The 18,918-nt window shown below is 64.6% G+C and carries 21 protein-coding genes; 13 read left to right on the top strand and 8 right to left on the bottom strand.

Features of this window, described 5'->3' with window-relative positions; all coding sequences use genetic code 11:
* Positions 1–42: 42 nt before the first annotated feature.
* Genes dksA through EL191_RS23890 form a run of 3 tightly spaced genes read left to right on the top strand, consistent with a single transcriptional unit; the run spans position 43 to position 2,333 of the window.
* Positions 43–465 (top strand): RNA polymerase-binding protein DksA, encoded by a 423-nt coding sequence (gene dksA, locus EL191_RS23900; RefSeq protein WP_041975460.1) that lies wholly within the window; start codon positions 43–45, stop codon positions 463–465.
* A 15-nt stretch (positions 466–480) separates the two neighbouring features.
* Positions 481–1,689 carry a zinc metallochaperone GTPase ZigA gene (gene zigA, locus EL191_RS23895; RefSeq protein WP_041975458.1) on the top strand — a complete coding sequence of 403 codons (1,209 nt, stop codon included), beginning with the start codon at positions 481–483 and terminating at the stop codon, positions 1,687–1,689.
* Positions 1,689–2,333, top strand: a complete 645-nt coding sequence (locus EL191_RS23890; RefSeq protein ID WP_041975456.1) for a DUF1826 domain-containing protein — start codon at positions 1,689–1,691, stop codon at positions 2,331–2,333. Before zigA ends, EL191_RS23890 begins: the two co-directional genes overlap by 1 nt.
* 166 nt (positions 2,334–2,499) lie before the next feature.
* Here the strand turns inward: EL191_RS23890 and EL191_RS23885 are convergent, their stop codons facing one another.
* A complete protein-coding gene (locus EL191_RS23885) occupies positions 2,500–2,850 on the bottom strand; it encodes a hypothetical protein (RefSeq protein WP_013717902.1) in 351 nt (116 codons plus the stop codon).
* Positions 2,851–2,945: 95 nt separating this feature from the next.
* Between EL191_RS23885 and EL191_RS23880 the strand changes: the two genes are divergently transcribed.
* Both EL191_RS23880 and EL191_RS23875 read left to right on the top strand, forming a co-directional pair.
* Entirely contained in the window at positions 2,946–3,923 is a 978-nt protein-coding gene (locus EL191_RS23880; protein ID WP_041975453.1) for a CobW family GTP-binding protein, read from the top strand.
* Between the two features lie 37 nt (positions 3,924–3,960).
* A complete protein-coding gene (locus EL191_RS23875) occupies positions 3,961–4,839 on the top strand; it encodes an alpha/beta fold hydrolase (RefSeq protein WP_041975451.1) in 879 nt (292 codons plus the stop codon).
* Between the two features lie 11 nt (positions 4,840–4,850).
* On the opposite strand, the gene EL191_RS23870 is transcribed toward EL191_RS23875, so the two are convergent.
* Positions 4,851–5,252: a DUF3301 domain-containing protein gene (locus tag EL191_RS23870; protein ID WP_041975450.1), complete on the bottom strand. Its 402-nt coding sequence runs from the start codon at positions 5,250–5,252 to the stop codon at positions 4,851–4,853.
* Between the two features lie 121 nt (positions 5,253–5,373).
* Here EL191_RS23870 and EL191_RS23865 point away from each other — a divergent pair, with 121 nt between their 5' ends.
* The gene (locus EL191_RS23865) at positions 5,374–5,907 is read left to right on the top strand and encodes a TFIIB-type zinc ribbon-containing protein (RefSeq protein ID WP_013717898.1); all 534 of its coding nucleotides are present in this window, start codon (positions 5,374–5,376) and stop codon (positions 5,905–5,907) included.
* On the opposite strand, the gene EL191_RS23860 is transcribed toward EL191_RS23865, so the two are convergent.
* Positions 5,898–6,395 (bottom strand): acyl-CoA thioesterase, encoded by a 498-nt coding sequence (locus tag EL191_RS23860; protein ID WP_003464774.1) that lies wholly within the window; start codon positions 6,393–6,395, stop codon positions 5,898–5,900. The two genes, EL191_RS23865 and EL191_RS23860, sit on opposite strands and share 10 nt — an antisense overlap.
* A gap of 84 nt (positions 6,396–6,479) precedes the next feature.
* Between EL191_RS23860 and EL191_RS23855 the strand changes: the two genes are divergently transcribed.
* Both EL191_RS23855 and EL191_RS23850 read left to right on the top strand, forming a co-directional pair.
* On the top strand, positions 6,480–7,199 hold the full coding sequence (locus EL191_RS23855) for a hypothetical protein (protein WP_041975445.1): 720 nt from the start codon (positions 6,480–6,482) through the stop codon (positions 7,197–7,199).
* The gene (locus EL191_RS23850; RefSeq protein ID WP_126403538.1) at positions 7,196–8,458 is read left to right on the top strand and encodes a hypothetical protein; all 1,263 of its coding nucleotides are present in this window, start codon (positions 7,196–7,198) and stop codon (positions 8,456–8,458) included. The genes EL191_RS23855 and EL191_RS23850 overlap by 4 nt, the downstream gene beginning before the upstream one ends.
* A 156-nt stretch (positions 8,459–8,614) precedes the next feature.
* On the opposite strand, the gene EL191_RS23845 is transcribed toward EL191_RS23850, so the two are convergent.
* Positions 8,615–9,982, bottom strand: a complete 1,368-nt coding sequence (locus tag EL191_RS23845) for a glutamine synthetase family protein (RefSeq protein ID WP_126403537.1) — start codon at positions 9,980–9,982, stop codon at positions 8,615–8,617.
* A 156-nt stretch (positions 9,983–10,138) separates the two neighbouring features.
* Complete coding sequence (locus EL191_RS23840) at positions 10,139–11,533, bottom strand: aspartate aminotransferase family protein (protein WP_126403536.1); 1,395 nt, start codon at positions 11,531–11,533, stop codon at positions 10,139–10,141.
* Positions 11,534–11,780: 247 nt separating this feature from the next.
* Here EL191_RS23840 and EL191_RS23835 point away from each other — a divergent pair, with 247 nt between their 5' ends.
* Positions 11,781–12,434, top strand: coding sequence for a GntR family transcriptional regulator (locus tag EL191_RS23835; RefSeq protein ID WP_126403535.1), 654 nt, complete (start codon positions 11,781–11,783; stop codon positions 12,432–12,434).
* 121 nt (positions 12,435–12,555) lie between these two features.
* Here the strand turns inward: EL191_RS23835 and EL191_RS23830 are convergent, their stop codons facing one another.
* A complete protein-coding gene (locus tag EL191_RS23830) occupies positions 12,556–12,963 on the bottom strand; it encodes an SMI1/KNR4 family protein (protein ID WP_013717892.1) in 408 nt (135 codons plus the stop codon).
* A 176-nt stretch (positions 12,964–13,139) separates the two neighbouring features.
* On the opposite strand from EL191_RS23830, the gene EL191_RS23825 reads away from it, so the two are divergent.
* From EL191_RS23825 to EL191_RS23810, 4 genes are read left to right on the top strand one after another with little or no spacing between them, the layout of a single operon-like run.
* On the top strand, positions 13,140–14,810 hold the full coding sequence (locus EL191_RS23825) for a hypothetical protein (RefSeq protein ID WP_126403534.1): 1,671 nt from the start codon (positions 13,140–13,142) through the stop codon (positions 14,808–14,810).
* 1 nt (position 14,811) lies between these two features.
* Positions 14,812–15,261: a toxin-antitoxin system YwqK family antitoxin gene (locus EL191_RS23820; protein ID WP_013717890.1), complete on the top strand. Its 450-nt coding sequence runs from the start codon at positions 14,812–14,814 to the stop codon at positions 15,259–15,261.
* Positions 15,255–16,571: a hypothetical protein gene (locus tag EL191_RS23815; RefSeq protein WP_126403533.1), complete on the top strand. Its 1,317-nt coding sequence runs from the start codon at positions 15,255–15,257 to the stop codon at positions 16,569–16,571. Before EL191_RS23820 ends, EL191_RS23815 begins: the two co-directional genes overlap by 7 nt.
* An 18-nt stretch (positions 16,572–16,589) precedes the next feature.
* Positions 16,590–17,051: a GNAT family N-acetyltransferase gene (locus EL191_RS23810; protein WP_115290387.1), complete on the top strand. Its 462-nt coding sequence runs from the start codon at positions 16,590–16,592 to the stop codon at positions 17,049–17,051.
* Positions 17,052–17,240: 189 nt separating this feature from the next.
* On the opposite strand, the gene EL191_RS23805 is transcribed toward EL191_RS23810, so the two are convergent.
* Positions 17,241–18,095, bottom strand: a complete 855-nt coding sequence (locus tag EL191_RS23805) for a Tim44 domain-containing protein (protein WP_013717887.1) — start codon at positions 18,093–18,095, stop codon at positions 17,241–17,243.
* 176 nt (positions 18,096–18,271) lie between these two features.
* The gene (locus EL191_RS23800; protein WP_115290388.1) at positions 18,272–18,853 is read right to left on the bottom strand and encodes a TetR/AcrR family transcriptional regulator; all 582 of its coding nucleotides are present in this window, start codon (positions 18,851–18,853) and stop codon (positions 18,272–18,274) included.
* Positions 18,854–18,918 lie beyond the last annotated feature (65 nt).

The raw sequence follows: 18,918 nt of genomic DNA, 5'->3' as shown, positions 1-18,918 counted from the left end.
AATGTTATGTTATAACAATTAAAACAAGCCAGCCGATTTCCCATGACTCTGACTATGCCCACCGAAGCCGAGCTGCTTGCGCAGCCAGCGGATGACTACATGAACGACGCCCAGCAGCAGTTCTTTCGCGAGCTGCTGCTGACTCAGCGAGCCGAGTTGCAGGCGCGTATCGAGGAGGAATTCACCGAGCTGCGCCAACCCGATACCAGCAGCGATGTGGCCGATATCGGTGCCGCCGAGGAGCAGCGCCAGTGGCAGCTGCGCCTGCTGGAACGGGAGAAGAAGCTGCTGGACAAGATCGACCAGGCGCTCGAACGCCTGGCACGTGGCGAATACGGCTGGTGTGCCGAGACCGGCGAACCCATTGGCCTGAAGCGCCTCTTGCTGCGCCCCACCGCGACCCTGTGCATCGAAGCCAAGGAGCGCCAGGAGCAGCGCGAAAGACATCAGCGTGACCGTGACTGAAACGAGGAACACTCCATGAACCCGCGTCTACCCGTTACCGTGCTGTCCGGCTTTCTCGGCGCCGGCAAGAGCACCCTGCTCAACCATGTGCTGAAGAACCGCGAAGGCCTCAAGGTCGCGGTGATCGTCAACGACATGAGCGAAATCAACATCGATGGCAGCGAAGTGCAGCGCGACGTCAGCCTCAACCGCGCCGAAGAGAAGCTGGTGGAGATGAGCAACGGCTGCATCTGCTGCACCCTGCGCGAAGACCTGCTCGAAGAGGTCGCTCGCCTGGCCAGCGACGGCCGCTTCGACTACCTGCTGATCGAGTCCACCGGCATCAGCGAACCGCTGCCGGTGGCCGAGACCTTTACCTTCCGCGACGAGCAGGGCCGCAGCCTGTCCGACCTGGCGCGCCTGGATACCCTGGTGACGGTGGTCGACGGGGTGAACTTCCTGCGCGATTTCCATGGCGCCGACAGCCTGGCCAGCCGTGGCGAGACCCTGGGCGAGGAGGACGAGCGCTCGATCACCGACCTGCTGATCGAGCAGGTGGAATTCGCCGACGTCATCCTCATCAGCAAGATCGACCTGATCAGCCAGGCTGAACGCGAGGAGCTGACGGCCATCCTGCGCGGGCTCAACACCCACGCCGACATCCAGGCCATGAGCATGGGCCAGGTCGCTTTGGACAAGATCCTCGACACCGGCCGCTTCGACTTCGAGCGCGCCTCGCAGGCGCCGGGCTGGCTCAAGGAGCTGCGTGGCGAACACGTGCCGGAAACCGAGGAATATGGCATCGCTTCCAGCGCCTACCGCGCGCGCCGGCCGTTCCATCCGCAGCGCTTCTTCGACTTTCTCTCGCAGGAATGGCGCAATGGCCGCCTGCTGCGCTCCAAGGGCTTCTTCTGGCTGGCCAGCAAGTACCAGGAGGCCGGTAGCTGGTCGCAGGCTGGCGGGCTGATGCGCCATGGCCTGGCCGGGCGCTGGTGGCGCTTCGTGCCCAAGCAGCATTGGCCGCAGGACGAGGAAGGCCTGCAGGCGATCATGCAGCACTGGAGCGCCGAGGTCGGCGACTGCCGCCAGGAACTGGTATTCATTGGCCAGAACATCGACTTCCTGCGCCTCACCCGCGAGCTGGACGATTGCCTGCTCAGCGACGAGGAAATGGCCGGCGGCCCGGAGGCCTGGCGCCTGCTCGCCGACCCCTTCGGCCCCTGGCAGCAGCAGGAGGCGGCCTGATGTACGCGCTCAAACTGCCGGCGCCGCCGCGCCAGGCGCTGGCCGAGGACATCCAGGTGCTCGGCGAGGTGCTGCATGAGGACGTCAACCTGGCTGTCTGGCAGCGTCGCCTGCCGGCGCAGATCGCCGACTTCGCCGAAACGCTGCTGGCCCAGGGTGAGCCGTTGGCGCAGTCCATGACCCTGGAGCTGGCGCAGGCCGACAACGAGCCGAATCTTGCCGGCCTGGTGGCGCAGTACGCCGACCTGCCGGGCCAGGCGGCCTTTCTCGCCGACGTGGCCTGGCTGGTGCGCGCCTATGCCTGCCTGCTCGACGCCCGGCTTATCGGCCTGCGCCTGCGGGCGCTGGACAAGGCCATGTGCCCGCGCTTTCACGTCGACCACGTGCCGTTGCGGCTGATCACCAGCTATGCCGGGGTTGGCAGCGAGTGGCTGGAAGAGGGCGCCATGCCGCGCAGCAAGCTTGGTCAGCCGGGTGCCGAGCCGCAGGACGAAGCGTTGATCCAGCGGCTGGACAGCGGTCATGTGGCGCTGGCCAAGGGCGAGAAATGGCAGGGTAACGAAGGCCGTGGTCTGATCCATCGCTCGCCGCAACCGCTGGCCGGCGAGCGACGTCTGCTGCTGACGCTGGACTGGCTGGCATAAGTCGCGCGAAATCGGAGTTGCGTAGGGTGCGGCAAGCTCTTAAAAAATAGGCCGGAGCGACTGCCCCGGCCTTAAGCACCAAGAGATCATGTCGACGCGTGACTCGACATGAGGGTCATGTGAGGTACCCGCAGTCATTAGGCGCTTTTTTGGTGACGCTTTGATGTCAGGGCTTGATCCACTTGCCCTGATATTGCGTCTTGCAGGCTGGTTCCAGATACAGCGCGTCGCTGGCCACGCCGTAGTAGTGGATGTCCTGCTGGTACAGGTCGCTGCCGGCGCGCGCATTCTGGCAAATGCCATAGGCACCCTGCGGGCACTGCTCGACGAATTCCACCTCGACCGTCTGCCCCTGCAACTGCGGCTGGCAGAAGCCGTCGCGAAACAGCGTGGCTGGAATGTTGCGATTCTCCTGGCAGACCTTCACGTCCAGGCGCTCGGCTTGGCTATGCACCACGCAGGCTTCGGCCAGGGCCAGGCCCGGCAGCAGGGAAAACAGCAACAGCCATGCACGCATCGTTTCGACTCCCGAAAAACTGCCGGCGAATCTAACATGCTGCTTCCTTGCAGTCTGTGCTGGCACTTGTCTGGCGAACCACCGAACATAAATTCATGCTCAGTCAAATCCCTACCCACCTCATTGCCGGCCCGCTCGGTGCCGGCAAGACCACGCTGATCCGTCACCTGCTGGCGCAAAAACCGGCGGGTGAACGCTGGGCGGTACTGATCAACGAGTTCGGCCAGATCGGCCTGGATGCTGCCCTGCTCGAACAGGGCGACGATGGCATTGCCCTGGCCGAAGTGGCCGGTGGTTGTCTGTGCTGCGTCAATGGCGCGCCGTTTCAGGTGGGGCTGGGGCGGCTGCTGCGCAAGGCCAGGCCAGATCGCCTGCTGATCGAGCCGTCCGGCCTGGGGCATCCGGCGCAGTTGCTGGCACAGTTGCGTCAGCCGCCCTGGCGCGGCTTGCTGGCCGTGCAACCGGCACTGATGGTGTTGGATGCCGCCGCGTTGGTCAGCGGTCAGGCGCTGCCGGACGTGCAGCGCCAGGCATTGGATGAGGCGGGTCTGCTGTTGTTGAACAAGAGCGAGTCCCTGGACGAAGCGAGCCGGGTACGAATTGCCGCGAGCCTGCCGCCCGTGCCGCTGCACTGGACGGAACAGGGGCGGTTTGACTTGGCCTTGCTACCGGGCCTGCCAGCGCAAGCGTTACCTGCGCCGGTGGAGGCCGAGTTACCCACAGCTGCGCCAGCCCTGGCGCAGGTCTGGCTTAATACCGCCGAGCCGATCTGCCAGGTGCAGGCTCAGGCCGAGGGCTGGAGCATTGGCTGGCGCTGGCATCCCGAGCAGATCTTCGACCTCGCGCAGGTTTCGCAATGGTTGCGGACACTGGCCTGGCGTCGGGCCAAGGCGGTACTGCACGGTGTCGATGGCTGGTGTTCGCTGAATGCCTTGCAGACGCAGGCGCTACCCGACTGGGGCTCCAGCGAATGGCGCAAGGATTCGCGGCTGGAGCTGATCTTCGATCAGGCGCAGGACGTCAGCGCACTGAACGCTTCGTTCGCTGCGTGCCGAATCCCATTGGCTGGCTGATACACTCGCCGCGCGTTCGTCGTTGTGGATAACTTTCATGCACCTGCTGCCCTGGTCTCATGACACCTCTGCCGGCTTCACCCTGCGCGGCTGGCACACGCCGCCGTCGGGCAAGCCGCTGCTGCATTTCCTGCATGGCAATGGCTACTGCGGGCGCGTCTACACACCGATGCTGGCCGTGCTGGCGGAGGACTTCGACCTCTGGCTGTGCGACGTGCAGGGCCATGGCGACAGTGATCATGGTGGGCGCTTCCATGGCTGGAACCGCAGCGCCGAGCTGGCGGTGGAGGCGTTCGAGGCATTGCGCGCGCCGTTCGGCGACGTACCGCGCTTCGCCCTGGGCCACAGTTTTGGCGGCGTGCTGACCAGTTTGATCCTGGCGCGCCACCCCGAGCTCTTCCGCCGTGCAGTGCTGCTCGATCCGGTGTTGTTCAGCCCGGCGATGATCGGTGTGATGGCGTTGTCCGACGTAGTTGGCCTGGCGCAGCGCACCGGCATGGCGAAGAAGGCGCACAAGCGCCGCCGGCAGTGGTCGGATCGTGCCAGTGCGCATGCGGCGCTGCATGGCCGCGGTATGTTCCGCGGCTGGGACGAGGCGGCGTTCGATGCCTATGTCGAGCATGCGTTGAAAGACGTGGACGGTGGAGTCGAGCTCAAGTGCCGGCCGAGCCGCGAAGCCGAGATTTTCGGCTCCTATCCGCGTCGCCTGTGGCCATCGCTGGCCAAGGTGACGACGCCGACCGAAGTGATCCACGGCGCCAGCACCTATCCGTTCGTGGCGCGATCAGTGGCGCGCTGGTCTGCGAGCAACGCCCACGTGCGCAGCCAGGTGGTGTCGGGTGGGCACTGCTTCATGCAGGAGCAGCCGGCGGACAGCGCCGAGCGCGTGGCCGATTTCCTGCTGCAGCGGGGCTGAATCGGCAGGCGCTACTGCGTCTTGCGCCGCCAGTCGTCGAGGCGGATGACGTTACCCGGATGCGAATGCTGGACCGCGACCGGCTCGGGCTGTGGCTCCAGCACCGGGTGAGGCTCCAGTTCGATGCGCCCGAGGTGTGGGCCGAACATGCTGATATGTCCGCGTAGACGCTGCTCACCGGTGACGGTGAATTCGAAGTCATACAGCCGCGCCAGGCGACGATGGCCTCTGGTATCACGCTGGATGGCCAGACGACGCAATGCCACGGCGCCATCGAGCAGTTCCACGTCGAGCTTGGCGCAGTGCTGCTTGGCGAAGGCCAGCGCACGCTCGCGAATACCGTGGCCGCGCCATAGCCAGGCGCAGACGGCGGCGAACAGCATCAGCAGGAAGACATCGAACAGGTTGATCATGGCGACTCCGTCTCCGGGAGACAGAGCTTAGCCTATCTGCCGCCCAGTTCTCAGCATCCGGCTTGCCCTTGCGTCGGCTGTGCATTAGCGTTCGCGCACTTCACACGAAAAGGACGTCACCATGCATTGCCCCGCCTGTCGCACCAGCCGTCTGCAACCGGCAAAACTCGAAGATGGCTTGCTCGGCCATGGCTGCGCACAGTGCCAAGGCACGCTGGTCAGCCTGCTGCATTACCGTGACTGGGCCGAGCGTCAGCCAGCACAAGAGACATCAACCGAGCTGGCCGCCGAGGCCGAAGTGGGCGAAACCAGCCACGCCCTGAGCTGCCCCAAGTGCGCCAAGCTGATGAGCAAGTTTCAGATCAGCGGCACTCGTGCCAATCGTCTCGACCTGTGCGGCACGTGCGATGAAGCCTGGCTGGACAGCGGCGAATGGCAACTGCTCAAGGCCCTGGAACTGAGCCACAAGATGCCGGCGATCTTCACCGACGCCTGGCAGCGCCAGGTGCGCCAGCAGGCCAGCGAACAGGCGCGGCGCGAGCGTTTCAGCCGCATCGCCGGCGAGGACGCCATCGCCCGTGCTGACGAAATTCGCGCCTGGCTCAAGGACCACCCGCAGCGGCGCGAACTGCTGTTCTACATCGGTCACGACTGAGGGTCATTCTTCTCCTCGCTCAACGCCCGATAACGCTGCTGCAGCTCTTCACGAATCTGCCGGCGCTGTTTGGCCTGGCGCTGACGGCGCAGGCCGTCGGGTGTGTCCGGGTGCAGTTCGGGCACCACTGCCGGGCGACCCTGCTCGTCCATCGCCACCATGGTGAAGAAGCTGCTGTTGGTATGGCGTACCGAGCGTTCGCGGATGTTCTCGGTGATGACCTTGATGCCAACTTCCATGGAGGTGCGACCGCAATAGTTGACCGAGGCGAGGAAAGTGACCATTTCGCCGACATGCACCGGCTCGCGGAAGATCACCTGATCTACCGATAGTGTCACCACGTAGCGCCCTGCGTAGCGGCTGGCGCAGGCGTAGGCGACTTCGTCCATGTATTTGAGCAGGGTGCCGCCGTGGACGTTGCCGGAGAAGTTGGCCATGTCCGGGGTCATCAGTACGGTCATCGTCAGTTGTGCGGTTCCGGCTTCCATGGTGACTCCGAAATTGGGAGGCTGTGCGCTGCCGCGCTGTGCGTCGCCCGGCTAATATGGGGTTTTACTTGGTTAGGATGCCAGATGATGCCCTTGCGCCACATTCCCCTTATGTTGCTTGGCCTGCTCGCGCTGCCGGCACTGGCAGAACAAACGTGCGATACACCGGCGCAGTGCAACCAGGAGGGCACGGCCGCCTATCAGGCCGGTCGTTTCGAGGCGGCCATCGAGTCCTTCGAGCGTCAGCTGCGCCGCGTCGAGAACGAAGATGAAGCTGGGCTCGAGCTCGCCGTGAACAATCTGATGCTGGCCAACTTGCGCGCCGGTGACGCCGGCATGGCCCGTGCCTGGCTGCAGTTGGCTCTGGACACCAACCTTTACGGTTCGGCAACGCGGCACAACCTGATCAAGGTCACCCAGGCGCTGGATTACCCGGCGCTGAGCGCCAGCCCGGTAGGCCGCTACCTGCGCTACAGCGGCCAGGCGGTGTGGAGCGAACTGCAGATCAGCGAGATTCCTGGCGGTGGTTATCACGCCAGCTTCGCGCCGTTGCGCGCGGGGGCGCGGGTCGAGGAATACGGCCCGGCGGCCGTCGGTGAGCTTGAGGGCAAGCTGGTCGGCGACGCTGTGCAGATGCGCCTGGAGGATGCCGCGCTGAATGCCGGTTGCGCGGTGAGTCTGCTGCGCGAGGGTATCTCGCTGCGCGTGCTGGAAGTGTTCGCCGATGGCTGCCAGGACTATGGCGGCATGGGCATCAGCGTGGCGGGCGACTACATCAAGGTCGATGCGCAGGTGCGCCCGTGAGCCGACGTGCCGGCCTGCTGGGTGCTGTGATTCTGGTGCTGGCGCTGCTGGTTGCCGGCAGTGCCTGGCTGCGTGACGAGCCGCCTGGCGCCCAGGTGCAGCACTGGCAGCAGCAGGTGCAGGCAGCAACGGGTGAAAGCCGCGCTTATCTTTACCTCAACGGGATTGATGCCCCTTTAGATGAACAGCCCGAGGCACTGGGTGAGGCCCGTCTGCAGCACTACGAGCGCTGGCACGCCGGGCGTGGCGTGACCGATAGCGATTATTCGGGGCCAACCGTTGCCAGCCTGCCGTTTCCCGAAGGGCGACTGTTCTGTCAGATCGAGACGCCCGGCTGCTTCGACAGCCTGCTGGCACAGGCCGACCTGGGGAGTCGCATCTCTCCGGATTGGTTCGTGCTGCAGCGACGCTACTGGGATTTTCTCAACAGGGATGACTACCGCACGCTGACCTCGGTGAGTGTCGCCGAGCCGGTACCGCGACTCACTTACGTGTACGCGGGCCAGCAGGTGCTCAATCTACTGATGCTGCAAATGGCCCGCGATGGCCAGGGCGATGTGGCACAGGGAGGGTTGCGCGAGGAGCTCAGGCTACTGCGCCAGCAACTGGCGCGTGCGGACAACCTGGTCCTGAAGATGCTGCTGGGCGTGTTGGTCAACCGCAATCTGGAATGGCAGGTCCGTCTGTATCGCCAGGGGCTGATCCCGCGTCCGTCGGTTCCGGAGTCGTTCAGTACGGACGAGCTTTCGCTGCTCAAGCCCATGCAGCGCGAGTTCTACGGTATCGCGCAGATGTATGCGCAACTGCCAGACAGCGTCTCCGGCCGGGAATACCTTGGCCTGCAGTTGTTCTTCCGCCCGCAGATGACCATCAACGCCAGCCTGGCGCCGTATGCGCGGGCTGTGCAGTTGTCGCAGTTGGAGCCAGAGGCGTTTGCCGTCGCGATGCAGGAGCCGGCTCCCGGGCCGGCCTCGGTTGGCGGCATACGCAACCGGGCCGGCAATATCCTGCTGGCCGTTGCCGGCCCGGACATGCGCCGGTATGCCGGGCGTTTGCACGACCTGGAGGCCAAGCGTCGTTTGCTGGCCGTGGTGGTCAGCCTGCCTGCCGGGCCTTTTGCTGCCGAACGCCTGGCGAACATGCCGGATGCCCGCAACCCCTACTATCCGACGCAACTGGCCGAGCCCGATGACCGCGGCCAGCTGTGCTTCGACGGCCCGCACGAGGCGGGATTCAATGGGCGTTGCATGCCGCTGTAGATAAGGATGTGCGCCAGGGCTTATTGATCGTGCCCACGCTCTGCGTGGGAATGCCACCCAGGACGCTCTGCGTCCGCTTACCGCCGTACAGGCCAGACGGCAAGCGCGACGCAAGGCTCAGAGCTCCCCGTTACGTTCGCCACAGGGCTGCGACGATCAGGCGTGAGTCAGGTACCAGCGCCAGTCCTGCTCGCCCACCTCTCCCATGAACTGGCGGTACTCGGCCCACTTGATCGCCAGGAACACCTTGAGGAAGTCCTCGCCGAGCGCTTTGCGTGCCCAGCTTGAATCCTCAAGATTGCGCAGTGCGGTCAGCCAGTCGGTGGGCAGGGTTTCGCGGGCCTGCTCGTAACCATTGCCGACGATGGCCTCCCCCGGATCGATCTGCTCGCGGATGCCCTTGTGGATACCGGCGAGGATCGCCGCCGCAGCCAGGTACGGGTTGGCGTCGGCGCCGCAGATGCGGTGCTCGACATGGCGACTGTTGGCCGGCCCGCCGGGAACGCGGAATGACACGGTGCGGTTGTTCACCCCCCAGCTCTTGGCCAGCGGCGCGTAGCTGTTGGCCTGGAAGCGGCGGAAGGAGTTGGCATTGGGGCAGAAGATCGCCATGGCATCGCCCAGCGTGGCCATCATGCCGCCGATGGCGTGGCGCAGCAGCGGCGTGCCGTAAGGGTCTTCCGAGGCCATCAGGTTGTTGCCTTCAGCGTCGGCCAGCGATATGTGCATGTGCAGGCCGCTGCCTGCCAGGTCGCCGAATGGCTTGGCCATGAAGCAGGCCTGCAGCCCGTGCTTGTTGGCCACGCCCTTGACCAGGCGCTTGTAGCGCACACCTTCGTCCACCGCCTGCAGCGCGTCGAAGCGGTGCTCCAGCGTGAGTTCAAGCTGGCCCGGGGCGTATTCGGAGATCGCCGTGCGCACCGGCAGGCCCTGGACCTCGCAGGCGGCGTAGAGATCGTCGAGGAACGGCTGCACCTGCTCCAGCTCGTACACGCCATAGACCTGCGGCGCCTGCGGGCGCACACCGTTCATCTGCACGGCGGGCTGCGGGCGGCCATTGGCGTCGCGTTGCTTGTCCAGCAGGTAGAACTCCAGCTCCACCGCCATCACCGGGTGATAGCCGTCGGCCTTGAGCGCCTCGATAGCGCGCACCAGCACGTGGCGTGGGTCGCCCGGTGTGGCCGGCAGGCCCTGGGTCGGGTGCATGCTCACCTGCAGCTGGCCGGTGGGTACCGCGCGCCAGGGTTGCAGGGTCAGGCTGCCGGGCAGCGGATGCGTCCAGCAGTCGGCGTCGGCCACTTCCCAGACCAGGCCGCTTGCCTCGACGTCTTCACCCTGGACGGTCAGCGAAAGGATCGAACTGGGCAGTGGCCGGCCATTTTCGTAGATGGCCAGCAACTCGTCGCGATGCAGCAGCTTGCCGCGCGGGATGCCATTGGCGTCGATCAGCATCAGCTCGATGCTGCGCACCTCGGGGTGCTTGGCGAGGAAATCACGGGCTTCCTGGGGGTTGGCGAATTGCATGGTGCATGCCTCTGGTAGGGTGCGTCATGCGCACCACAGGATTCTGATGGTACCGGCGCTCTGCGTGGGTACCACTCCGGGGACGCTTCACGTCCCATACGACGCGGAGCGTCGCTGTCTGCACTCCCACGCTGGAGCGTTGGAGCGATCTTCGGATTACTCGCGGGCGCCGGGAATGGCCAGCAGCTCGGTGAGGGCTTGGTCGAGCATGGCGATCAGCTTGTCCACATCCTCGGTCGTGGTGCTTGGGCAGCACAGGGTCATGTTGTGGAACGGCGTGATCAGAATGCCGCGGTTGATCAGGTACAGGTGCAGGGCCATCTGCAGCTCGTCATGGAATGCCGCTTCGGCCTCGGCGCCGGTGCGCGGCGGGGTCGCGCAGAACTGGAATTCACAACGCGCGCCCAGCTCGTTCACCGACCAATTGAGGCCGTGTTTGTCGATCAGCTGGCGCAAGCCTTCGGCCAGACGTGCAGCCAGCGGCAGCATGTGGTCGTAGGCGGCCTGGGTCATCACCTGTTCCAGGTTGGCGCGCATGCAGTGCATGGCCAGGGCGTTGGCCGACAGGGTGGTGCCCATGCCGCTGTGGCCGTGACCGTGGCTTTCCTCGCTGGCGCGCTGGCGGGCCTTGGTCATCGCTTCGGCCATCGCCGCGCTGCAACCGAAGACGCCGCACGGTACGCCACCGGCGATGGGCTTGCCGACCACGAAGAAGTCCGGATCCAGCCCCCACAGGCGCGTGCAGCCGCCGATGTCGGTGGAGATGGTGTGCGTCTCGTCGATGATCAGCAGACTGCCGTACTTGCGCGTCAGCTCGCGGCATTTCTGCAGGAACCCCGGATCGGGCAGGACCATGCCGATATTGGTCATCGCCGGTTCGCAGAGCAGGGCGCAGACATCGCCCTGGGCCAGCGCCGCTTCCAGCGCCTCGACGTCGTTGAAGGGGATGGCGCGGCTGTGCTCGGTCAGGTCGTAGGCCTGGCCGACCAATCCTGAGCGGTGCACGGTCTTGCCGTCGCGCTCGCGCACCATCACGTCGTCGACAGTGCCGTGGTAGCAGCCATCGAACACCAGCAGGGTCTTGCGCCCGGTGATGGCGCGTGCCCAGCGCAGCACGTAGCGGTTGGAGTCGGTGGCGGTGGCGGTCACCTGCCAGTAGGGCAGGCCGAAACGCTGCGCCAGCAGCTCGCCGCAGACCACGGCGTCCTCGCCGGGGAGCATGGTGGTCAGGCCGTTGCCCGCCTGCTCGGCGAGGGCGCGGGCCACCGGCTCGGGCGAATGGCCGAACATGGTGCCGGTGTCGCCCAGGCAGAAGTCGACGTACTCATGACCGTCCACATCGAAGAAGCGCGCGCCCTTGGCCCGCTCGACGAACAGTGGCACCGGCGTCGACCAGTCTGCCATCCAGTGCATCGGTACGCCGCCGTACAAAGAGTGCCGGGCGCGTTCGGCCAGGGCCACGGATTTCGGATTGCGGGACAGGAACAGTTCGCGCTCGGCGGCGACGAAGCGGTCTACGGCGACTTGGCTGATGCCACTGGCGGTGGTCATGGGTCATACCTCGGTTGGGTGCTGTCGGCATGATATTTTGTGATCACAAAATAGTAAACAAGCTTTTTTTAGCGGCATTAAAAGCACTATTCTATAAATATGTGATCACAAAGTATTTTCACCTGTGTGATCCTTCATACAAAATCCGATCCTGACGTAGACTCGACGCATTCTTCACTGGAGCCTTGCATGCGTGACTGTAGCCTGACCCTTGCCCAACTGCCGGCGCCACCGATGGAGGTGGCGCATGGCTGACAACCTGCAGGAGCAGCTGTATCAGAACATCCGCTCAGGCCTTTTGGCCGGGCGTTTCCAGCCGGGACAACGGCTGAAGATTCGCGATCTGGCGGCCGAATGGGGGACCAGCCCGATGCCGGTTCGGGCGGCTCTGCAGAGGTTGGTGGCGGAGGGGGCGCTGGAGGGCGAGCAGCAGCGCTCGGTGCGAGTGCCGTCGATGACGCGAGAACGTTACGAGAACATCTTCCAGGTGCGTCTGGCACTGGAGGGCCTGGCAGTGGAACTGGCCACACCGCGCCTGAGCAGCGACGACCTGGCCCGCTTGCGCGACTGCGTGCAGCGCATGGATGCGGCCATCGAGCAGCGCCAGGTACAGGACTACCTCAACGCCAACAGTCAGTTCCACCTGCATCTGTATGGCGCCTGCGGCAACCCCGTGTTGCTGCGTTCGATCGAGTCGTTATGGCTGCAGATCGGCCCCTTCTTCAATCGCCTGTTCACCAGTGCCGATCTGTCACTGCGGCTCAATGACTTTCACGAAGACGCCTTCGCCGCCATCGAGGCCGGCGATGCCAAGGGCGCGCGCCAGGCCATGGAGCAGGATCTGCTGTATTTCGCGCGGTTCCTGCTCAATCTGCTGGCGTTGGAGCAGGGCGACACCTGAGGTGGGGCGGCGAGAAGCCTGCTGTCTCGCGGATGGGAGCTTGCCTTGTGGGGTGTGTGCCGGGGGGGACAATGGTGCATTCGCGGACAAGTCCGCTCCCACGATGCTGCGACCGCGAGGCTCAGCTCTCCAGCCAGACGTCCCGGCACCAGTGCCAGACCGAGTCCCAGCTTTCGTCGGTCAGTTCGCCTTCGTCGCCGTCCCACAGCCACACCTGACCCTCGACGTCCACGGCGTAGTAGTCGCGGCCTTCCTGGCACAGTGGCACCAGGTCACGCGGCAGGCCGAGGTCCCAGGCCACCGAGGCGACTTCCGGCAGGTAGGTGTGCGATTGCGGGTCACTGGCGGTCACTGGCTCCAGGCGGCCGTAGACCACATCGCTGACCTTGAGCAGGAACTCGCGCAGCTCGAAGGGCAGGTGGATGAGGATCTGCTCCTGAATCTCCACCAGCGTTTCCTCGTCCGGCAGCTCCAGCGGTACCGGCACCGGTTCGTTGAGTTCGCGCAGTTGTTCGATGACTTCTTCCACGTTCGGGCTCTCCTGATGGGCGGGCAGCTTTATACCCTAGCAGCGCGATTCGAGGTATTGCTGAAGCGCCTAGCAAATAACCGTTTCACTTATCCGCATGGGCAATTTCAGCTTGAGCCGAGCCGCCTTTATCGGCAACCTTGGCGACCCGCGAGAAAGCCTGGAAGCGTCGTTACATGCAGGATGCATCTTCAACCCCCGCCGCGCCGCTACGCGAGCGCCTCGTTGCGCGTCTGCAAAAGGAACTGCGTACCCGGCGTTTCATCGCCGGCAGCCTGTTCACCCTCGCTTGGCTGGTCGCGCTGCTGATCGTCGCGTCCCGTGAGGGCCACGGCCTGTTCGACAGTAGCCATACGGCCGTGTACGAGCCGTTTCAACTGCCCGGTCCGGACGCACGCGAGCCGCTACAGCCCACCATGCTGGCCGGTACGCTCAGACTTCATGCCGGCTTCGGTCATGTCTACAGCAACCCCGCTCGACGCGACTGGTTCGAGCTGCTGCTGCCCGCGCATGGCAACAATGCGCTGATGCCGGAAAGCATCCTGGCTGTCGAAAACCTCCGATTGTTCAACGCGGACGGCACGCAGTTGTGTGCACCCGAGTTGCGTCTGGATGCACTACAACGACTGTTGCCGGTCGGCATCGATGCCGACCTGGCGCTGTCGCAAGAGCTTGCTGAGTACCCGACGCGCGCCATGCCGGCGCATCGCTTCGAGCTGTTCTGGACGCCGGCATACAGCCCAGCCTGCTCTTATCGGGAGCCAGCCAGCGTGCTGGTCGATGTCCTGCGCAAGGTCGCCGTTGCGCAGGAGGAGCCGCTTTGGCTGGCACTGTCCGACGAGCAGAGCTTCATCCGCGTCGGCGGCAGCCGTATCGTCGCCCGGCCGGGCGCCGTGCCGGGCGAGTGGTGGATCGAGGTCGTCAACCGGGGCGAGCAGACCCTGCATTTCATGCCGGATGACTACCCGGAGCATCAGGGCTGGCATCGCGTGAGTTACGCCCCCTCGCCATACTACGACAGCGCCTGGAATCGCCTGATGCGGGGCAAGGACTTTCTCGCTACCGACATGTATCAACTGCGCTTCGCGGGCACGCCGCCGGCACGCCTGCCGATCAGGCTGTGGAGCGGCAAGGAGGAGCGTCTGACGGATGTGCGCTTCGCCACGGACGAGCAGCAGCGTAGCGTTGCGTCGCTGCCCTCGACCTGGCACCTGCCGCTGGCGCATACCGGCCTCGACATGCCCACGCACCTGCCGCAGCAGGCGCAGGGCCGCGAGTATCACGAGCTGTTTCTACCCATCTCCCTTAGCGCTGTCTGTCAGTTGCGTGTGGTCAGTTCGCAGCAGCCGCTGTTGCGCTGGCAGGCCGTGCAGCGATTGCCTGCGGATGACTACCGACGTTATTCGGTGTTGCCACCCGAGCAGCTCGATCAGGTGCGCTGGGAGCTGCAGGGCAGCGATGGTGAGCTGCGCTTCCTGCATGACGTTGAGGTCGAGAGCGAGCTGTCCTGCCCGACCGGTATGGTCTGGCAGGCACTGCCCTATGAGGCCGGCGAAACGCCCTGGCTGGTTGCCGCCAGCGCCTTGCCGAGCGCGCTGGTGCAACCCGAGCACCCGGCGCGCGAGTTGTTCGGCCGGCTGCGCTTTCTCGATGCCAATGGGCAGGCGTTGATACCGGTTGCCCGCTCTGCCGACCTTGATCAGCCGAGCGTCGAGGACTTCCTGTTCCCCGGTGGGGTGTTCAAGTTTCACGGCGAGGTCAGGGGTATCGAGCAGTTGACCATCCTCGACGCCACGCCGCGCACGGTGCGCTGGACGTATCGCTTCATGCAGCTGGAGGGCAACTGATATGCGCGTTGTTACCCTGGCCCTGATGCTGCTGGCGACTTCCGCAACCGCCTTCGAGCGGGTGCCCCAGCGCTTGCTGGACGAGCTTGCACCTCCTGCGCTGGATGGCGACGGCTGTGCGCGCAGCAAGGATGAAATTCACAAGGAAATCGTCGACGGCAAGCTGGTCGCCTGCGGTGCGCAAGCCAACGGCCAACGTAGCGGCTACTGGGTCTATGAAATGAACAATGGCTTCGTCATGCATGGCTGGTATCGCGACGGTAAGAGTGTCGGAACCTGGCTGGGCCTGAGCGCTGCCGGCAATCTGGTTGGCGTCTGGCGGCACGATGCTGTGGGCACCCGGCATGGCGTTTCCTACGGGCTGGAAAAGGATGGTCGGCTGGCCTGGAAACAGATTCATGTGTACGGCGAGCAGGTGTTCGACTGCGAAGGATGGAAGTGGCCATGCTAGAGATAATGGCGTCGCCCGATTGGGTCCGCTGGGTAAGCCTGGCGTTGGTGGTGCTGAGCGCGGTGGTGCTGGTGCCCGGCACCATCCGCGGCTGGGGGGCGACTGCGCTGGCGCTCGGGTTGTCATGCGCGGTCTTGGCGGTGCTCGCCAGCAGCCACTATCTGTTGTTTACCTGGGCGTCGCAAAAGTCTCTGGCGCTGCCTGGGTTGCTGCTGGGGCTGCCGCTGATCTACCTGGGCAGCGTCGGCCTGCTGGCTCGTCGGCAACCCCGTCGGCCGCTGGGCGCCGTGCTGGTGCTGACGAGCGCTTTGCTCCTGCTGCTGGTGATCGACAGCCAGCAGCTCTGGCCGGCGACCTTCTATCGGTTGCAGGGGGCGCTGATGGGCTACCCGGATCTGGTGCTGCACGGTGGTGAGGATCTTGGCGAATCCCTGCCGCCAGCAGGGACGCGGCTGATTTTCAAACCAGCGGACCAGACACTCTCCTGTGGCTTGCTGAACAACCCTGAGCCGTCGTACGCCTCGCTGTCCTATCGCATTGATTGTCGGAACTACTACTGGGGGCCGGCCATGCTCGCACCCGAGCATGCTGCCCTCGCCGATCTGTCACCGTTGCATGGGCTGGCTGCACTCTGGAAGGAGGAGGCGCCTGGCCAGTTCTCCACCTACATGGGGCTCAAGGTGTTCCCCGCGGCAATGACCGAATTCGACCGGCTGTGCCCTGCCGATGGCGATTGCCAGGCCGGCAAGCAGGCCATCATGCAGTTGCTGGGGTATGAGCGCTGGGCCGATTTTCGGGATGTGCTCGATGCTCAACCCGAGCAGGTGCTTGAGGCTTATAAAGCCGCGCATTATACGGCAAGCGATGAAGCGGTCGGCGTGCTCGCCGGTGACGTGCGCGCTCAGTTGGAGGCGCGCGTGGCTGCTATCGTTGCGGCCTATACCGAGGCACAGGCGCACAGTCTGATCTTGACTGACCAGGCGCCGCGCTATTCAAGCTCAAGCGGATCGGATTTCTATTGGCCTATCGAGAACAGCGCTGCGAGCTGGAACGGCTTTTTGCGGGCCTTGCGCCAGCTCCCGGTTTCGGTGCCGGAAATCGGTACGCTGAGCAAGTTGCAGAATGCCGTGCTGATCGCGGCCGAGCGGCAGGAAGACGGAGTGCGACTGGTTTACCACACGGAGGTTGGCCGTCATGCTGCCAGCACCCTGGTGATCTTCCTGGTTCCGTTGCTCTGGCTGGTACTGCTACTGGCTGTCATGATCTGGCGCTGCCTGCGCAGGCCAGGCGGCGAGCGTGTCGTGCCTTAGTGTCTCCTGGAGAGAGTCGTGACCATCAGTTGGATCAGCAAGCACCACAGCGAACTCGACATCCATGAGCTGTACGCCATTCTCTCCCTGCGCACCCAGGTGTTCGTGGTGGAGCAGAACTGCCCCTACCTGGAAACCGATGGCCAGGACCTGCTTGGTGATACCTGCCATCTGCTGGCGCGCGATGATGACGTGCTGGTGGGCTATCTGCGCCTGCTCGACCCGCAGCGGATGAATGGCGAGGTGGTGATTGGCCGCGTGGTGATTGCAGAGCAGGCACGTGGCAGTGGCCTGGGTCACAGGCTGATGGAGCAGGGGTTGGTCGAATGCAGCCGCCGCTGGCCTGGCGTGCCGGTCTACCTGTCTGCTCAGGCGCACCTGCAGGGTTATTACGGGCGGTATGGCTTCGAGGCGGTGACCGAGGTCTATCTGGAGGACGACATCCCGCATATCGGCATGCGCCGAGCCGCGATGACGTGACTCCGGCTTGTACAGGCGCGGCTGGCGCCGCGATTCGCGGACAAGTCCGCTCCCACGGGTGCTGCTTGCTGCACCGGCATGGCCTGAGGCTGTGGGAGGGGCTTTAGCCGCGACGGCTGTGCTACCGAAACTGGCGGATGCCGAAATGAAAAACCCGGGCAAGCCCGGGTTTTTTGTGCGTCGTTGCGATCAGTTCTGGCGAATGCCGGCGATCAGCCAGGGCTGGTTGTCGCCCTGGGCACGCTCCAGGCGCCAGCTCTCGCTGAACGGCTCGCCCTGGTCGAAGCGCGAAGTCTTGGACACGCCACTGAAGGTCAGGGTGGCGATGGTCTTCTCGGCGTTGTCGTCGACGCCGTCGAGCTGGACCTGAAGGTCGTCGATGTAGGTGGACTGGAAGCCATCACCCAGTTCGGCGCGCTCGCGCTTGAGGAAGTCCAGCAGTTGTGGGGTGACGAATTCGGCGATCTTGTCCATCTCGTCGGCGTCCCAGTGCTGCTGCAGGTTCATGAAGTGCTCACGGCCAGCGGCGATGAAGCTCTGCTCGTTGAACCAGGCCGGGGCGTTGATCACCGGGGCGGCCGAAGCCAGACGACCGCCGAAGATGTTGCTGCCAGCGGCCGGCGCGTTGTCGGCATTCGGCATTTCACGCTGGTACGGCGCACCGGCAGCAGCCATTTGTGGCTGTTGGCGAGCACGACGGGCGGCGAGGAAACGGAACAGCAGGAAGGCGATAAGGCCGAAGATCAGCATGTCCATGATCTGCAGGCCTTCGAAGCCGTCGCCCATGAACATAGAGGCCAGCAGGCCACCAGCGGCCAGACCGGCCAGCGGGCCGAGCCAGCGCGAAGCGCCGCTGGCGGCAGCGGCAGGCTGCTGGCGGCCGGGAGTCGGGGCAGCCTGTTGAGCTGGCGGCGTGGCCTGACGAGTCTGGTGGCTGGGAGCGGAGCCGAAGGATTTGCCACCGCCAAAACGCTTGGCGTGGGCTTCGAAGCTGAAGGTCAGTGCCAGGCACAGCACCATGGCGATACTGAGGAAACGCTGCATCACGGTTTTCTCTCTTGTGGAAAAGCTTGGTCGGCATCTTGCCCGCCGTGGCGGGTGATGACCAGTGACAGAATGTTTCCGGCTTTTGCCTGGAGGGCGAGCACCCTGCGATATGTTCGAGCAGCCCGGATGCAATCCGGGAAGGCCCGCAGCCATGGCCGCGGACTTCATCCGAGCTACGGGCGTTGCAGCAGTAGAGGCAGCGGGCCGCAGCGGAGTTGGCCACGCAGAAAGGCGCGGAAGGTTACTGCGTCTTCTTCGGGGTGGCGCAGCCAGTGCACGAAGCTGCGCAGGTAGGCGTTGGTGAGCAGGGTTTCTTCGGCGATACGGTGCACATGCAGGCTCTGTCGCCCGGCTGCTTCGCGCCACCACTGCACGGTGCGGCTGATACGCATCAGGCCGAGTACCTGCAGGTGGAGATGACCGGGTTCCAGTTTGTACAGCAGCATCTGTGCGGTGACAGCCCGATGAGCGGCGAGGCTGTCGAGCCAGGCCAGCAGGCAACTTTCCAGGCGCTGTTCGGCATTCAGCCTGGGGAGGTCGGGGTTTCCTGCGTGGTTGAGCATGGCCTGATCGGCGCGGTCGAACCAGACTTCCACCAGGTCATCCTTGTCACGGTAGTGGCGGGCGATATCGTCCAGGCCGATGTCCAGTACGGCGGCTACCTCGAAAAGGTGCAGGCGCTCCCAGCCGCAGGCGTCGGCCAGTTGCAGGGCGGTATCAAGAATGTGGGTGGGGTCGGTTGGCTTCTTTTTCATCCCCTGAAGTATGGCCGCCAGGGTATGAGGTGCAGCCTGGAGCGACAAACGGAGCCAGTGACGGC

The organism is Pseudomonas mendocina, from assembly GCF_900636545.1.
Taxonomy (GTDB): domain Bacteria; phylum Pseudomonadota; class Gammaproteobacteria; order Pseudomonadales; family Pseudomonadaceae; genus Aquipseudomonas; species Aquipseudomonas mendocina.
This window is presented reverse-complemented; position numbering and strand designations above follow the sequence as displayed.

Coding starts and splice junctions, on each gene's coding strand:
- zigA (WP_041975458.1), top strand. CDS start 481: ATGAACCCGCGTCTACCCGTTACCGTGCTGTCCGGCTTTCTCGGCGCC.
- EL191_RS23840 (WP_126403536.1), bottom strand. CDS start 11,533: ATGACCACCGCCAGTGGCATCAGCCAAGTCGCCGTAGACCGCTTCGTC.
- EL191_RS23845 (WP_126403537.1), bottom strand. CDS start 9,982: ATGCAATTCGCCAACCCCCAGGAAGCCCGTGATTTCCTCGCCAAGCAC.
- EL191_RS23855 (WP_041975445.1), top strand. CDS start 6,480: ATGATGCCCTTGCGCCACATTCCCCTTATGTTGCTTGGCCTGCTCGCG.
- EL191_RS23815 (WP_126403533.1), top strand. CDS start 15,255: ATGCTAGAGATAATGGCGTCGCCCGATTGGGTCCGCTGGGTAAGCCTG.
- EL191_RS23890 (WP_041975456.1), top strand. CDS start 1,689: ATGTACGCGCTCAAACTGCCGGCGCCGCCGCGCCAGGCGCTGGCCGAG.
- EL191_RS23835 (WP_126403535.1), top strand. CDS start 11,781: ATGGCTGACAACCTGCAGGAGCAGCTGTATCAGAACATCCGCTCAGGC.
- EL191_RS23880 (WP_041975453.1), top strand. CDS start 2,946: ATGCTCAGTCAAATCCCTACCCACCTCATTGCCGGCCCGCTCGGTGCC.
- dksA (WP_041975460.1), top strand. CDS start 43: ATGACTCTGACTATGCCCACCGAAGCCGAGCTGCTTGCGCAGCCAGCG.
- EL191_RS23885 (WP_013717902.1), bottom strand. CDS start 2,850: ATGCGTGCATGGCTGTTGCTGTTTTCCCTGCTGCCGGGCCTGGCCCTG.
- EL191_RS23825 (WP_126403534.1), top strand. CDS start 13,140: ATGCAGGATGCATCTTCAACCCCCGCCGCGCCGCTACGCGAGCGCCTC.
- EL191_RS23870 (WP_041975450.1), bottom strand. CDS start 5,252: ATGATCAACCTGTTCGATGTCTTCCTGCTGATGCTGTTCGCCGCCGTC.
- EL191_RS23860 (WP_003464774.1), bottom strand. CDS start 6,395: ATGGAAGCCGGAACCGCACAACTGACGATGACCGTACTGATGACCCCG.
- EL191_RS23805 (WP_013717887.1), bottom strand. CDS start 18,095: ATGCAGCGTTTCCTCAGTATCGCCATGGTGCTGTGCCTGGCACTGACC.
- EL191_RS23865 (WP_013717898.1), top strand. CDS start 5,374: ATGCATTGCCCCGCCTGTCGCACCAGCCGTCTGCAACCGGCAAAACTC.
- EL191_RS23820 (WP_013717890.1), top strand. CDS start 14,812: ATGCGCGTTGTTACCCTGGCCCTGATGCTGCTGGCGACTTCCGCAACC.
- EL191_RS23800 (WP_115290388.1), bottom strand. CDS start 18,853: ATGAAAAAGAAGCCAACCGACCCCACCCACATTCTTGATACCGCCCTG.
- EL191_RS23875 (WP_041975451.1), top strand. CDS start 3,961: ATGCACCTGCTGCCCTGGTCTCATGACACCTCTGCCGGCTTCACCCTG.